Consider the following 13,319-nt stretch of genomic DNA (forward strand, 5'->3'; position numbering starts at 1 on the left):
GCAGTACCGGCAGGCCCACAGCGGCTGAGCCCCACACATTTTGAAGGAGCAATACCATGGCAAAGATGCGTAGCGTAGATGCAGCCGTTTTGATTTTGGAAAAAGAAGGCGCCACCGAGATCTTTGGTCTCCCCGGAGCAGCCATCAACCCGTTCTACTCCGCCATGCGCGCCCATGGTGGATTGAACCACACCTTGGCACGCCACATGGAAGGTGCCTCACACATGGCTGACGGTTACTCCCGCGCAGCCGAAGGCAACATTGGCGTGTGCACCGGTACCTCCGGCCCCGCCGGCACCGATATGATCACCGGACTGTACGCAGCCCAGGCCGATTCCATCCCGATGCTGTGCATCACCGGCCAGGCACCCGTTGCCAAGTTGCACAAGGAAGACTTCCAGGCTGTGGACATCGAGTCCATCGCAGCTCCCCTGACCAAGCTCTCCATGACCATCAAGGAGCCCGGCCAGGTTCCCGGTGCGTTCCAGAAGGCGTTCTACCTGATGCGCTCAGGGCGCCCCGGCCCGGTCCTGTTGGATCTGCCGATCGATGTGCAGATGGCCGAGATTGAGTTTGATATTGATGCCTACGAGCCCTTGGTGCCGAACAAGCCGGCCGCCACACGCAAGCAGGCTGGTAAAGCCTTGGATATCCTGCTGGCAGGCGAGAAGCCGCTGATCGTTGCCGGTGGCGGTGTCATCAACGCCAACGCATCAGAGAAGCTCGTTGAACTGGCTGAACTGCTGAACATTCCCGTCATCTCCACCCTCATGGGCTGGGGCACCATCCCGGATGATCACCCGCTGAGCGCCGGTATGGTGGGTCTGCAGACCTCGCACCGCTACGGCAACGCCACGTTCTTGGAGTCTGACACCGTCATCGGCATCGGCAACCGCTGGGCCAACCGTCACACAGGTGGCCTTGACACCTACCGCGGCAACCGCAAGTTCGTCCACGTAGACATTGAGCCCACCCAGATTGGCCGCGTATTCGCACCGGACTTGGGCATCGTCTCCGACGCTGGCGCAGCTCTGGACGTATTGCTGGAGGTCGCCCGTGAGCGTAAGGCAGATCTGAGCGTGCCGGACTACGGCCCCTGGTCCAAGGACTGCCAGGCTCGCAAGGGCTCGCTGCAGCGCAAGACCCACTTCGATAACGTGCCGATGAAGCCGCAGCGCGTGTACGAAGAAATGAATGCCGCCTTCGGCCCGGACACCACCTACGTCTCCACCATTGGTCTGTCACAGATTGCCGGCGCCCAGATGCTCCACGTCTTCGGCCCGCGCCAGTGGATCAACGCCGGACAGGCCGGCCCCTTGGGTTGGACCCTGCCTGCAGCCCTGGGCGTTGTCCGCGGCAAGCCGGGACAGACAGTTGTTGCCCTCTCCGGCGACTACGATTTCCAGTTCATGATTGAAGAATTGGCCGTTGGCGCGCAGTTCAACCTGCCGTACATCCACGTTGTGGTCAACAACTCCTACCTGGGCTTGATCCGTCAGTCCCAGCGCGGCTTCAAGATGGACTACCACGTCTCCTTGGCATTCGATAACATCAACTCCCCGGAGACCAACGGCTACGGCGTGGACCACATCAAGGTTGCCGAAGGCTTGGGCTGCAAGGCCATCCGCGTGGAGCGCCCCGAGGACATGGCTGCCGCCTTCGCCGAGGCCAAGCGCCTCATGGAAGAGCACAAGGTTCCTGTAGTTGTTGAAGCCATCCTGGAGCGCGTGACCAACATTTCCATGGGCACCGAGCTGGACAATGTCAACGAGATTGAAGACATTGCCGAGTACGCAGCTGACGCCCCCACCGCCATCTTGGCACTGCAGGGCTAGGGAGCAACCATGCGCGTCATCCTCGCCCCCGACAAGTTCAAGGGTTCCGTTTCCGCCCCTGAGGCTGCTCGGTTCCTGGCCGAAGGCCTGCGTTCAGTTGACCCTGGCCTGGGCATTGTCCTGATGCCAGTGGCCGACGGCGGCGAGGGCACCATTGACGCCGTCACAGCCTCAGGTTTCACCCGGGTCGTTGAGAGAGTTCAAGGACCCACCGGCGAATCAGTTCAGGCTGACTTCGCTGTCCGCGGAACGGTAGCCGTCATTGAGATGGCTGCCGCCTCCGGGCTGGCTGTCCTGCACAACGGCACGCCCTCACCCCTGCTGGCCAGTACGTACGGTACCGGCCAGCTGGTGAAGGCGGCCCTGGACCGGGGCTGCACCGAGATTGTCCTAGGTGTTGGCGGCAGCGCCACCACCGACGGTGGGGCCGGCATGCTTGCCGCGCTCGGCGCCACCTTCAAGGACTCCGCCGGGCGGCATCTGCCACCCGGCGGAGGGGCCTTGGCCACGGTGACCAACATCGAGCTGGGCGGATTGGATCGCCGCCTCGGCGGGGTGCAGTTCACGCTCGCCAGCGATGTGGATAACCCGCTACTGGGCCCCGATGGGGCCGCGGCCGTCTTTGCACCCCAAAAGGGTGCCTCAGAGGCACATGTGGCACATTTGGAAACTGCCCTGGAGCGTTACTTCCGCGTCATGGCCAATGCCTTGGGCACTGCCGCCGTAGATGCCATTGACGCCCCCGGTTCCGGTGCGGCTGGTGGCACCGGCTATGCGGCACTTGCCGTGCTCTCAGCCAAGCGCCGGCCCGGTATTGACGTGGTCCTGGAACTGACAGGCCTGGCCGATAAGATTGGCACAGCAGATCTGGTCATCACGGGTGAAGGCAGCCTGGATGAGCAAAGCCTGTTCGGCAAGGCACCCATGGGAGTTGCCACAGCGGCACGCGCCGCAGGTATTCCCGTGGTAGCCGTGTGCGGACGGACCACCCTCACCCCCGAGGTTTTGCATGGGGCCGGATTCGCCCACTGCTACGCCCTGACAGATCTAAATGCCGACACGGAGCACTGCATGAAAAATGCGGGCGCCCTGCTGACACAAATTGGTGCCACGATTGGCGCCCGGCTTGCCACAAGAGGCAAGGAAGAGGAGAACTCGTATGTCTAATCCTGCAGGAAGCCACGAGACCGCGGATCTGTATGATCTCGTCATTCGTGGCAAGCGGGTGCTCACCACCGCTGGCATTGCCGCCCGCGAAGTGGGTGTCCGCAACGGCGTCGTCATGGCGTTGGAACCCTTGGGCAACGCGCTACGCGGCCACACGGAAATTGATTTGGCTGATGATGAGACCCTCATCCCGGGCCTCGTGGACAGCCACGTGCACGTCAACGAGCCCGGCCGCACGGACTGGGAAGGCTTTGCCTCCGCAACCCGTGCCGCCGCAGCCGGTGGTGTCACCACCATCATTGACATGCCACTGAACTCCATCCCCGCCACCGTCAACGTTGACGCCCTGGAACTCAAGCGCAGCGTTGCGCTGGACCAGGCTTTTGTTGACGTGGGCTTCTGGGGCGGGGCCATCCCCGGCAACAAGGCCGATCTGCGCCCGCTGCATGACAACGGCGTTTTCGGCTTCAAATGCTTCCTGCTGCATTCAGGTGTGGACGAGTTCCCGCCGTTGGATCCAGATGAGATGGAAGAGGACATGCGGGAGCTCACTAACTATGACGCTCTGATGCTGGTCCACGCCGAGGATTCACGCACCATTGACCGTGCCCCCACAGCCCAAGGGGACCAGTACGGCAAGTTCCTGGCTTCGCGTCCCCGCGGCGCGGAGAACCTGGCCATTGCCGAGGTCATTGAACGGGCCCGCTGGACCGGTGCCCGAGCGCATATTCTGCACCTGAGCTCCTCCGACGCACTGCCCATGATTGCCAGCGCCCGCCGTGACGGTGTGAAGCTTACTGTGGAGACGTGCCCGCACTACCTCACGTTGATGGCCGAGGAAATCCCCGACGGCGCCACCTCCTACAAGTGCTGCCCGCCCATCCGCGAAGCCTCCAACCGGGAAAAGCTGTGGCAGGGACTCCGCGACGGTGTCATTGACTGCATTGTCTCTGACCACTCCCCCAGCACCCTTGACTTGAAGGACCTGGAAAACGGAGACTTCGCCGTTGCCTGGGGCGGTGTTTCCTCCCTCCAGCTGGGACTGTCACTGATCTGGACCGAGGCCCGCCACCGCGGCATCACCTTGGAGCAAGTGATCCACTGGATGTCCACGGCCCCGGCGGACCTCGTCGGTCTGCACAAGAAGGGCAAGCTTGCCCCCGGTTACGACGCCGACTTTGCCATCTTCGCCGCCGACGACGCCTTCATTGTTGACGTCACGAAGCTCAAGCACAAGAACCCCATTACCCCCTACGATGGCCGCGCCCTCTCCGGCGTGGTCCGGCGCACCTTCCTGCGCGGCCATGAACTCGATGGCATCACCGCCACCGGCAAGCTGCTGCGCCGCGGTGAAATCACAGTAGAACGGGCCACGAATGTCTGAGCCCTTGCTGTTGCCGGCACTCGGCGAGAGCGTCACCGAGGGAACGGTGACCCGCTGGCTCAAATCCGTTGGTGACCCTGTTGCCATCGATGAGCCACTGCTGGAAGTCTCCACCGACAAGGTAGATACAGAGATCCCCTCACCCTTCGAAGGAATCCTGCACAGCATCCTGGTCCAGGAGGACCAAACGGCAGAAGTTGGCGCAACACTGGCCATCATCGCGCCTGCAGACTCGGTGCCTGCGGCTGCGGCGGTACCTGTTGCTGCGGCACCTGCGGAGGCGGACCAGCATTTTCCGGCGACTTCCCGGCCGGCGGCCGTGGACGGCCTTGCGGCCTCCTTGACGTCGCCTACAAAAATGCCGGCTCCACCGCCGCTGGCCGTCCCTGTCGAAACCCCGGCTCCGCCGGTGGTTCAGGCTGTGGCTCAAACTAGCGCCGCCGACGTATCCGCAGGTTACGTCACTCCGCTGGTGCGCAAGCTTGCCCGCCAGCATGGGATTGACTTGTCCACGCTCACCGGCACCGGTGTTGGCGGGCGTATCCGCGGTGCTGATGTGAAGGCTGCGGCAGCTGCCCAGGCTCCCGCCGCACCGGCAACGTCGGCACCCGCGGCAAGTCCCGCCGTCGTGCCTGTCCCTGCTGTCCCGGCAACGGCGCCCGCAGCCGCGTCAGCAACGCTGCGTGGAACCACGGTGAAAGCGTCACGGATCCGTGCGGTCATTGCCAAGCGCATGCGTGAATCGTTGGATACGGCCACGCAGCTGACGCAGGTGCATGAGCTGGATGTGAGTAACATTGTGCGTTTGCGCGGCCGGGCCAAGGCTTCCTTCGCTGCGGCGCACGGGGTGAACCTGACGTACCTTCCGTTCATCGCTTTGGCGGTGGCGGAGGCGCTGAAGACCTTCCCCATGCTCAACGCCTCCTTTGATGAGGCTGCCGGGACCATCAGTTACCACGACGCCGAGCACCTCGCCTTCGCGGTGGACGCCCCCAAGGGTCTGCTGGTTCCTGTGGTGCGGGGCGCCGGGGAGATGAATCTGGCCGGACTAGCCGCGGGCATTGCCGACGTGGCGTCGCGGACGCGTGACGGTTCCATCAAGGCCGATGAGTTGTCCGGGGGAACGTTCTCCATCACCAACATCGGCTCGGTGGGTGCACTCTTTGACACTCCCATCATCAATGCCCCGCAGGTGGGTATTCTCGGTGTGGGCGCCATTGTCAAGCGCCCCGTAGTGGTTACCGGACCGGACGGGGATGATGTACTGGCCATCCGCCACATGATGTACCTGTGCCTGACCTACGATCACAGGATTGTGGACGGCGCAGACGCCGGACGCTTCATGAGCCATGTGCGGGCACGGCTTGGCGCTGGCGCCTTTGAATCTGAACTGGGTTTGTAACCGGTTCGTTGAGACCCGGCGTGCCCAGCCACGCCGACGCCTTGGACTGCACCGCCACGTGGTCCGGGCAAAATAAAGGAGTCGCAGCAATGATGCTGCGGCTCCTTTATTTTTTTATTACAGAGCTAAGTTCCAGAGAGTCCGGACTCTCTGCGGGGCTTAGACCCAGATGTTGTCCCCGCGCAGCGAGGCATCGGCGCCGCCGTCAGTGTAAATGGTCTGACCCGTGGTGTGAGTGTTTTCCTCGCTCGTGAGCCACGCCAGCAGGCGGGAGATGACAACCGCTTCCGAGTGGTAGTTCAGCGGCATGGGCACGTGGGAATCCACCATGGCGCGGCCTTCCTCGGTGGCCAGCAGCTGGGTTGTCATGGGAGAAATAACGGTTCCGGGTGCCACGGCATTCAACGGGATACCGGCTCCGGCCCAGGTGGGGGTGATGCTTTCGCGGCGTACCCAGCGGCTCAAGGCGCGCTTGCTGGAGGGGTAGTTCAGGTAGCCGGCTTCGGGGCCCTGCTCAGCCAGTGCTGTGCCCACGGCCACCGCGGCGGCCTCGTCGCCGGAAAGCAGCGCGTCCACCAGTTCAGGTGAGTTGGCCTGCAGTGATGCCATGGAGCTGACGACGGCGGCACGCGGGCTGGCGCTCTTGGCCAGTTCCGGCGCGAGTAATTCCAGGAATTCGGTGACACCGAAGTAGTTCACGCTCACGGTGAGCGGGATGGGTGCGGAGATTCCAGCGCAAGCGATGATGGCGTCGATCTTGCCACCGGCTGCGGCCAGGGCGTTCGCGGCAGCTTCCTTACGGCCGGCTGAGGTGCTGAGGTCTGCTTCTACATCGGCACCGCGCAGGTCCACGCCCACCACGGTGGCACCGCGGTCACGCAAGAGGTTGGCGGTTGCCAGGCCAATACCGGATCCGGCACCGGTGACAATGTAGTTGCGGGAAGTTTCAGTTGCGTTAGTCATTATTTGCACTCCTCATGTTGTGATGTTGCGTGTTGTGGTGTTGCGCTCCGATGAACCGGAGGATGTCTTGTTCTGAAATTGTGCTGCCAGCGCCATGGTTGAGCGTTCCAGTTTTTGCAAGGATCGCAACAACTCATCGCGTTCAGTCGGGCTCCAGCCGTGGAGCAGGTCATCAACTAGTCCACTTCCTGCCCGGACAAAGGTGCTGGCCACCTGATAACCAGACTCTGTCAGGGCAAACTGGTGAGCCCTGGCGTCGTCCGGATCAGAGATTTTTTTGGCTAGGCCGGCAGCCATGAGCCGCTGGGCGATCTTGCTGACGTTCGAGGGCCCGGTGACCATGTTGCGGGAAAGCAGGGAGGGCCGTTGTGGTCCTTGGGTTGAGAGCATGGTGACCATTTTTATGGCCCCAGGATCCAACTCAACCCCTTCCCTGGCAACTACGCCAGTCAGAAAGTCCGGGGCTGACCATTCGCTGATGATGCGCGTGAGCGCTTCTATCAGAGCTGCCCTGTCCTCATCTCCGGGCGTGTGGCCTGCGCCATTAGGCATTTGTACCACCATCTACTGGCAGCACCACGCCCGTCACGAAGCTAGACTCTTCCGAGAGTAGCCAAACTACTGCGTTGGCGATTTCTTCAGGCTTACCGAGGCGGTGCATGGGGACTTCAGCGGCGTAGCCAGCCTTGGCCTCTTCCGGGAGCTCGGCCAGGGATGCCGTTTCAATTGCTCCGGGGGCCACTGCGTTGACCCGGATCCCCTGTTGGGCGTTTTCAAGAGCAGCGCTGCGGGTCAGGCTGATTACGCCGTGCTTGGCCGCACCGTAGGGCGTGAGCTGAGGCGTGGCGCGGATCCCGGCAATTGAGGCGATGTTGACAATGTTGCCACCGCCATTGGCCCGGAAGTGTGAGATCTCAGCCTGCATGGACAAGAACGTGCCGCGCAGGGTGACGTTGATGGTTCGGTCCCACTCAGGCAAGGTAAGGTCCTGCAGCTCCTTGGGCATGGATCCAATGCCGGCATTGTTTACTGCCAAGTGGAGTCCACCAAAAGTTTCCACCGCAAATTCTACGAGTGCGGTGACGTCCTCGGGAGAGCTGACATCGGCACGCTGGTAGGCGGCGTTGCCACCGGCTTCTACGATGAGCGCAACAGTTGCCGCACCGGCCTCGTCATTGACATCCGAGACAACAACAGCTGCCCCTTCGGCTGCCAAACGCTGAGCAATGGCACGGCCAATCCCGGCGCCGGAAGCGGTGACAAGAGCTACTTTGCTTTCGAAAAACATGATTTCTCCTTTTTCTCAACCAATTATTTACTGTCCTAAAGACAGCATACTCCTTTTTACTGTCTTGTCGACAGCAAATTTTTAAGTTGTTCCTGGATCTGCATGAGGGCCCGCACGCGCCAGGCGTGAGGGCCCTCATGATGTGGCTCTTTTATTGGCTAGTACTCTCCGAGCGCCACCATGGCCACCTCGCAAAGGATAGCTAACCGGTGCTGTTCTAGAGGCAACTGAAGCTAGCACGGGTAGACTCCCTCATCATGAGCCTCGAGAGTCCTGCCAGCACCAAGACCATTCAGGCCGTCTTCCTTGACGTGGACGGCACCTACGCAGATTATGGGGTTGTCCCAGCCGCGCATGAACAGGCCGTCAAGGATGCAAGGGCGGCCGGACATAAGGTCCTTATCTGCACGGGACGGCCTCTGCCAATGCTCCCCCCAAGTATCCTTGGCGCCGGATTCGACGGCGTGGTGGCGAGCGCCGGCGCGTACCTTGACGTTGGCGGTGAGGTACTCATTGATCGACGCTTTTGCGCTGACCTCGCAGCTCGTGCCCTCGCAGTATTGGACGCACACAACGCGGTTTACATCCTCGAGGCGCAAGACGCCATTTATGTCTGCGCTGCAGCCGAAGCCCGGCTCCGGGCACACATCGAAGCGCACTTTGCCAACGCACCGGCTCAGCTGAGCAAAGGTTCCGCCTCCATCTTGGACAAGCTTGTCCCGTTGGCTGATCTTAGTTCCGTGGTATTCGCCAAGATCTCCGTCTTTTCCTCCCCTGCGCCCATGACGGAACTTGTGGCCCAGATCGGTGCTGGCATTGACGTGGTGGAAAATTCCATCGCCGCAGAGGGGCTCCACGCCGGGGAATTATTCCAAGCTGGAATCAGTAAGGCTGACGGCGTTGCTGCCGCCATTGCGTACCTTGGTATCACGCGAGAAAACACCATCGCTTTTGGTGATGGGCACAACGATCTGGAAATGCTCGCTTTCGCAGGGCTCGGCGTTGCCATCGAGGGATCCCCTACAGAATTGTTGACTATTGCAGATGCCACCGCCCCACCTCCACGTAAAAACGGTATCGCCACAGCTTTTGCCTTGCTCGGACTGAACTAATCTAAGCCAGTCCAGAACCAATCTAAGCCAGTCCAGTGTGCCGGGTTGCCCGGCCCACCGCGGACGGAAGCCAGCGCGTTGCGGCTCCTTCCTGCCCTTCTGGCACGCATCATTGAATCACTGCCGCTGTTCTGGCCCGGAGAGCATCTCATCCAAGCCCCAACCACTCGAAAGTTCACTATCAGCGCCTCACTCCTGAGCCACGCAAACAAGGTGCGAGTCATCGATTCTCAGGGTAAGGATTTGGCGCAGGGCTCCCCCACTCTCAGTGCCGAGGCACTAAAACACTCACTCGGGGCAGAGATACCCTGCGGTGAGTACAAGTCCCTGTACTGCAAGACGGGCATTCTCTATAGGATCGTCACCATGAGCAATACCGCTCAGTTCTCCCACCCCAAATCCGTGCGTTTAGCCCTTCTCTTAGCTGCCGCGGCCACGTCTTTAGCTCTTACTGGCTGCGGGTTCGCCAGTGGCCCCTCACACCAGAACAAACGAGCTTCATGACGTCATCTCTGATGCGGGGGTATGAAAATGCAACCCAGGGAGGACGGTTTCATTGTTCCCGCCCAGGGTCAGAAAGCCGGAAATTCCACGGACGGTACGGGTTCACGGAATTTGGTGACGCACGGGCCGTGCCAGGCCCAGGTTTTCACGCAGCGTACTTCCTTCATAGGACGTACGGAACAGCCCGCGTTCCTGCAGGATCGGAACCACCAAGTCAACAAAGTCCCGCAGTGAATCGGGGTACGCGGGGCACATCAGGTTGAATCCATCGCACGCCCCAGATTCAAACCAGGCCACCATTTCATCCGCCACCTCGGTGGGGGTGCCAATCATGGTGGCATGGCCTCCCCCCGCGGCCAGAAAACCCAGCAATTCGCGCAGTGTGGGCTGCTTAGTCTCGATAATGCGTGCCACGGTGAGGTACCGGCCTTGAGGGCCGGTAAAGGTGGAAGCTGGCGCCAATGGCGCCACCAGATCATCCAGCCCATGAGTACGGTAATCCATGCCCGTGAAAATATTGAGCTGAGTGATGGCCGCGTCAATGTCCAAGTAGGCATCCAGCGCCCGTTTCTTCGCCAAGGCCTCTTCACGGCTTGCGCCCACATATGTCACAAGACCCGGGAGCACAGGAACCTGCGTCCCAGCACGGCCTGCAGCGTCCAGGCGCCTTCTGATGTCTGTGGCGAACTCAAGTGCGGAGTCCTGATCCCAGGACACCGAGTAAATAGCTTCGGCAAATTGGGCAGCAAAGTCCCGCCCAGCCTCGGAGGAACCGGCTTGAAAGAGCACCGGGCGCCCCTGCGGAGAACGCGGCACGTTCAGTGGCCCAGCCACCTGGAAGTACTTGCCAACATGGTTAATGGGCTGGATCTGCTCCGGATCAAGGAACATTCCCTTCTCCCGGTCTCTTGGCAATGCCTCATCCGACCAAGAGTCCCACAGTTGCCCTAGCACCCGCACAAATTCATTGGCCCGTTCATAACGTTCCGCGTGAGAGGGCAGGGCCGCAAAACCATGGTTTTGCGCCTCGGCATCAAACATGGAAGTCACAATGTTCGCACCCACCCGGCCCCCGCTGATGTAATCCAGTGATGCCAGCATGCGTGCTGCGTGAAAGGGCGTGTAGAAACTTGAGGAGACCGTGGTGACCAGGCCAATGTGCGTTGTGGCCCGGGCCATGGCGCTCAACGCCGTAATCGGCTCAAGAAGCCCGGGTACCCCGGCAGAATACTGGCGGTTGACGGCATGCCCGTCGGCGAAGAATACCGCGTCAAGACAGCCGGTTTCGGCCAGCTGGGCTAGTTCCTCGAAATACTGTATTTGCCCAACCCGGGCTGCACTGGACTCAGGATGCCGCCAGCCCATGGTGTGGTGTCCAGCCCCGAAAAGGAACGCGTTGATGTGCATCGCCCGGATTGTGGGGCAGGAGAGCGTTTCCATCCTTAGTTCATGACCAATCCGCCGTCGACTACAAGGTTCTGCCCCGTGACGGCTCGGGACCAGGGTGAGGCGAAGAATAGTGCTGCGTCAGCAAATTCCGCCGGGGTAGTCACCTTACGCAGTGGGGTACCACCGGCAATAAGCTCAAAGACTTCCTCTGGGGTGGCCGCTGAGGCGTCAGTGGTGCGCAGCAATCCCCCGGAGACCATGTTCACGCGAATATTGGACGGGCCTAGATCGGCAGCAAAGGTCCGGGTCAGTGCCAGCAACGCCGCTTTGGCGGAGGTGTAGTCGTGGTAGGGCACTACCGGGTTTTGAAACAGGTTGGTGCCGATGTTGATGATGGAGCCCCACCCGGCAAGAGCCATGCCAGGAAGCGCCGCCTGAATCGTGTTAAGCGCACCTCCCACAACACCGGAAAACTGTGCCGTGAACTCACCGTATTCAATGGCATGGGCTTTGGAACGGCCGTCCCCGTTGAAGGAAAAATCAGGCAAGGCATTGTTGATCACGGTGGTAATGGGTGCAGAGAAATACTCCGCAGCAGCTGCCACCATGTCCTGTACCTCTTGGGTGGTGGTGACATCTGCCCGCAGCGCAATAGCTTGCTCGGGACCGATTTCGGCGGCGAGCCTCTGGGCTGATTCCTCGCTGTTGCGGTAATTCAGCACCACTTTGGCGCCTTCCCGGGCAAAGGAACGTGCCACATCCGAGCCTAGGCCTCGGCCGGCTCCAGTGATCAGTACAATTTGGTCCTTGATTTGCATCGCGTGCACCCTTCAGTAGTTCGAAAGGATGCCAGGAACGCTCGAATACGCCACCTCAAGGGCTACGAATCGTCATTGCTGCAGGACCGGCATCCCTTCGCTCGGATTATCGAGATCAGGTTCAACGGGTCTAGCTCTCAGCCGCCAAGCGGCACCCCGTGTCGTGTCCACCGCCCAAGCTACCACGGTTACAACTCCGGGGCGCATCTGGGTCACAGGCTTTAGGCTTTAGGCTTTAGGCTTTACGCTGTGGGCGGGTCACCCCTTGGCGGGGTCGACGTCCTCCACGTACGTTTTTCCATCTGCTCCCGTTTTGATCAGGTAATCATTACCGGCTTGTTCCACGGCGTTTTCCCCTGCTTGAACAGCGCGGTCAGTGGCGGGTTCGTCAATGGCGGAACGTTCCGCATCCCCAAGAATAGCGCCCAGACCTTGGGAGTCTTGGGTTGGTTCTCCGGGCGGAATCACTTCCCCATGTCCACGGGCGTCAGGTGCCTCGCTGACGGCGGTCTGACTCATGTCCGCGAAGGTTTGCTGGCCTTGGTGAGACCAACTGACGTGGACGGATGCCGAGCCGTCATCCGGTGTTTTCACCACCGTTTCGATGGCGTTTTCCGGTGCCCCCATTGCCTGCAGCTTCTGCTGGTAAGAGCCCACCAATTCTTTCAGGGATTCGGGCGTCCAATCGCCATCCTGGAGTCGGATGGAGATTTCTACTGGTTCAGCACTGTAATTCATTATTTCTCCTGGCAGTTGGGCAGATAGTGATTTGTTTACACAGGGCATTGCTGGTCATGAAAGTAAGCGCGGCAACGCTTCCTGCGCGCGCTAACGGCCGGCGCACTCACGCCGGGAGTTGGGATCAGCAACTAGACGCTTCCCGGGGGCAGGTAGGGCGGAACCTCAATCACAGCATGGCCAGCACCGTTTGCACCATCTTGGTCTCTGGCATCCGCCTGGGCCAGAGTGTCCGCGGCCGCCCTCAGTTTTTCAAGGGCTAGCTGCTCCCGTGAGTAGTTTTGACTCAAGAGTGGAACTGCTTCGGTGACGTCGAGGGATTTTGCTTGTAGGAGGAGAGACTCATACACGGCCACCTCATGGTGCTGGCTTTCCAAAGCCCCGGCAACAACAACAGCGTCTACGAGTGTGTTGTCAGTTTTGGCCATAAAGGATTTCAATTCTTTGGCCAGACCCTTGGTAGTGGGCGAAGGATGCTGGCTGTTTTCCTTACCCATCAATGCCAGGCACTGTTCCAGATTCTCAATGTTCAGCCGGGTTTCTTGGGCATGTTCGTCAAAGAACTCGGTGAGAACACTGCGCATCGCTGACTTTGACAACTCTTCCATCAAATCCAAAGAATCGTGTTCCATGGTCAGCGCAGTTCCAAGCTTGTAGCAAAAAATCTCATCAAGTGTTGTGAATCGTTCAAACATAGCGTTTCCTCCACAATCGTTTTG

At 60.5% G+C, this 13,319-nt stretch carries 13 protein-coding genes and 1 riboswitch; of the genes, 6 read left to right on the top strand and 7 right to left on the bottom strand.

Features of this window, described 5'->3' with window-relative positions; all coding sequences use genetic code 11:
- The first annotated feature begins 56 nt into the window (after positions 1-56).
- Genes gcl through sucB form a run of 4 tightly spaced genes read left to right on the top strand, consistent with a single transcriptional unit; the run spans position 57 to position 5,788 of the window.
- Positions 57-1,835: a glyoxylate carboligase gene (gene gcl / locus ABIB48_RS14095; RefSeq protein ID WP_110107115.1), complete on the top strand. Its 1,779-nt coding sequence runs from the start codon at positions 57-59 to the stop codon at positions 1,833-1,835.
- 9 nt (positions 1,836-1,844) lie between these two features.
- Positions 1,845-3,002 carry a glycerate kinase gene (locus tag ABIB48_RS14100; protein ID WP_354213399.1) on the top strand — a complete coding sequence of 386 codons (1,158 nt, stop codon included), beginning with the start codon at positions 1,845-1,847 and terminating at the stop codon, positions 3,000-3,002.
- The gene (allB, locus tag ABIB48_RS14105; protein WP_354213400.1) at positions 2,995-4,386 is read left to right on the top strand and encodes an allantoinase AllB; all 1,392 of its coding nucleotides are present in this window, start codon (positions 2,995-2,997) and stop codon (positions 4,384-4,386) included. The genes ABIB48_RS14100 and allB overlap by 8 nt, the downstream gene beginning before the upstream one ends.
- Positions 4,379-5,788, top strand: coding sequence for a 2-oxoglutarate dehydrogenase, E2 component, dihydrolipoamide succinyltransferase (sucB, locus tag ABIB48_RS14110; protein WP_354213401.1), 1,410 nt, complete (start codon positions 4,379-4,381; stop codon positions 5,786-5,788). The genes allB and sucB overlap by 8 nt, the downstream gene beginning before the upstream one ends.
- 159 nt (positions 5,789-5,947) lie before the next feature.
- On the opposite strand, the gene ABIB48_RS14115 is transcribed toward sucB, so the two are convergent.
- From ABIB48_RS14115 to ABIB48_RS14125, 3 genes are read right to left on the bottom strand one after another with little or no spacing between them, the layout of a single operon-like run.
- The gene (locus ABIB48_RS14115; protein WP_315914848.1) at positions 5,948-6,751 is read right to left on the bottom strand and encodes an SDR family oxidoreductase; all 804 of its coding nucleotides are present in this window, start codon (positions 6,749-6,751) and stop codon (positions 5,948-5,950) included.
- Between the two features lie 12 nt (positions 6,752-6,763).
- The gene (locus ABIB48_RS14120) at positions 6,764-7,303 is read right to left on the bottom strand and encodes a MarR family winged helix-turn-helix transcriptional regulator (RefSeq protein WP_315914849.1); all 540 of its coding nucleotides are present in this window, start codon (positions 7,301-7,303) and stop codon (positions 6,764-6,766) included.
- Positions 7,296-8,039, bottom strand: coding sequence for an SDR family NAD(P)-dependent oxidoreductase (locus tag ABIB48_RS14125; protein ID WP_179442354.1), 744 nt, complete (start codon positions 8,037-8,039; stop codon positions 7,296-7,298). The genes ABIB48_RS14120 and ABIB48_RS14125 overlap by 8 nt, the downstream gene beginning before the upstream one ends.
- A 257-nt stretch (positions 8,040-8,296) precedes the next feature.
- Here ABIB48_RS14125 and ABIB48_RS14130 point away from each other — a divergent pair, with 257 nt between their 5' ends.
- Together ABIB48_RS14130 and ABIB48_RS14135 are read left to right on the top strand one after the other, a co-directional pair.
- Positions 8,297-9,151, top strand: coding sequence for an HAD-IIB family hydrolase (locus ABIB48_RS14130; RefSeq protein WP_110107122.1), 855 nt, complete (start codon positions 8,297-8,299; stop codon positions 9,149-9,151).
- Positions 9,152-9,196: 45 nt separating this feature from the next.
- Positions 9,197-9,655: a hypothetical protein gene (locus ABIB48_RS14135; RefSeq protein WP_354213402.1), complete on the top strand. Its 459-nt coding sequence runs from the start codon at positions 9,197-9,199 to the stop codon at positions 9,653-9,655.
- 102 nt (positions 9,656-9,757) lie between these two features.
- Here ABIB48_RS14135 and ABIB48_RS14140 read toward each other — a convergent pair whose 3' ends face one another.
- The 4 genes from ABIB48_RS14140 to ABIB48_RS14155 form a co-directional block, all read right to left on the bottom strand.
- A complete protein-coding gene (locus ABIB48_RS14140) occupies positions 9,758-11,062 on the bottom strand; it encodes an LLM class flavin-dependent oxidoreductase (protein WP_354213404.1) in 1,305 nt (434 codons plus the stop codon).
- Between the two features lie 35 nt (positions 11,063-11,097).
- Positions 11,098-11,862, bottom strand: coding sequence for a 3-oxoacyl-ACP reductase (locus ABIB48_RS14145; RefSeq protein ID WP_315914853.1), 765 nt, complete (start codon positions 11,860-11,862; stop codon positions 11,098-11,100).
- A 75-nt stretch (positions 11,863-11,937) separates the two neighbouring features.
- Positions 11,938-12,031: riboswitch (TPP riboswitch) on the bottom strand.
- 89 nt (positions 12,032-12,120) lie between these two features.
- Entirely contained in the window at positions 12,121-12,600 is a 480-nt protein-coding gene (locus ABIB48_RS14150) for a hypothetical protein (protein ID WP_179442352.1), read from the bottom strand.
- A gap of 131 nt (positions 12,601-12,731) precedes the next feature.
- A complete protein-coding gene (locus tag ABIB48_RS14155; protein WP_110107126.1) occupies positions 12,732-13,295 on the bottom strand; it encodes a YciE/YciF ferroxidase family protein in 564 nt (187 codons plus the stop codon).
- Positions 13,296-13,319: the final 24 nt, after the last annotated feature.

Source organism: Arthrobacter sp. UYCu511 (genome assembly GCF_040547105.1).
Taxonomy (GTDB): domain Bacteria; phylum Actinomycetota; class Actinomycetes; order Actinomycetales; family Micrococcaceae; genus Specibacter; species Specibacter psychrochitiniphilus.

What these genes read in the sequence shown, in the direction of transcription:
- gcl (WP_110107115.1), top strand. Translation starts at nt 57, where the DNA reads ATGGCAAAGATGCGTAGCGTAGATGCAGCCGTTTTGATTTTGGAAAAA.
- ABIB48_RS14100 (WP_354213399.1), top strand. Translation starts at nt 1,845, where the DNA reads ATGCGCGTCATCCTCGCCCCCGACAAGTTCAAGGGTTCCGTTTCCGCC.
- allB (WP_354213400.1), top strand. Translation starts at nt 2,995, where the DNA reads ATGTCTAATCCTGCAGGAAGCCACGAGACCGCGGATCTGTATGATCTC.
- sucB (WP_354213401.1), top strand. Translation starts at nt 4,379, where the DNA reads ATGTCTGAGCCCTTGCTGTTGCCGGCACTCGGCGAGAGCGTCACCGAG.
- ABIB48_RS14115 (WP_315914848.1), bottom strand. Translation starts at nt 6,751, where the DNA reads ATGACTAACGCAACTGAAACTTCCCGCAACTACATTGTCACCGGTGCC.
- ABIB48_RS14120 (WP_315914849.1), bottom strand. Translation starts at nt 7,303, where the DNA reads ATGCCTAATGGCGCAGGCCACACGCCCGGAGATGAGGACAGGGCAGCT.
- ABIB48_RS14125 (WP_179442354.1), bottom strand. Translation starts at nt 8,039, where the DNA reads ATGTTTTTCGAAAGCAAAGTAGCTCTTGTCACCGCTTCCGGCGCCGGG.
- ABIB48_RS14130 (WP_110107122.1), top strand. Translation starts at nt 8,297, where the DNA reads ATGAGCCTCGAGAGTCCTGCCAGCACCAAGACCATTCAGGCCGTCTTC.
- ABIB48_RS14140 (WP_354213404.1), bottom strand. Translation starts at nt 11,062, where the DNA reads ATGCACATCAACGCGTTCCTTTTCGGGGCTGGACACCACACCATGGGC.
- ABIB48_RS14145 (WP_315914853.1), bottom strand. Translation starts at nt 11,862, where the DNA reads ATGCAAATCAAGGACCAAATTGTACTGATCACTGGAGCCGGCCGAGGC.
- ABIB48_RS14150 (WP_179442352.1), bottom strand. Translation starts at nt 12,600, where the DNA reads ATGAATTACAGTGCTGAACCAGTAGAAATCTCCATCCGACTCCAGGAT.
- ABIB48_RS14155 (WP_110107126.1), bottom strand. Translation starts at nt 13,295, where the DNA reads ATGTTTGAACGATTCACAACACTTGATGAGATTTTTTGCTACAAGCTT.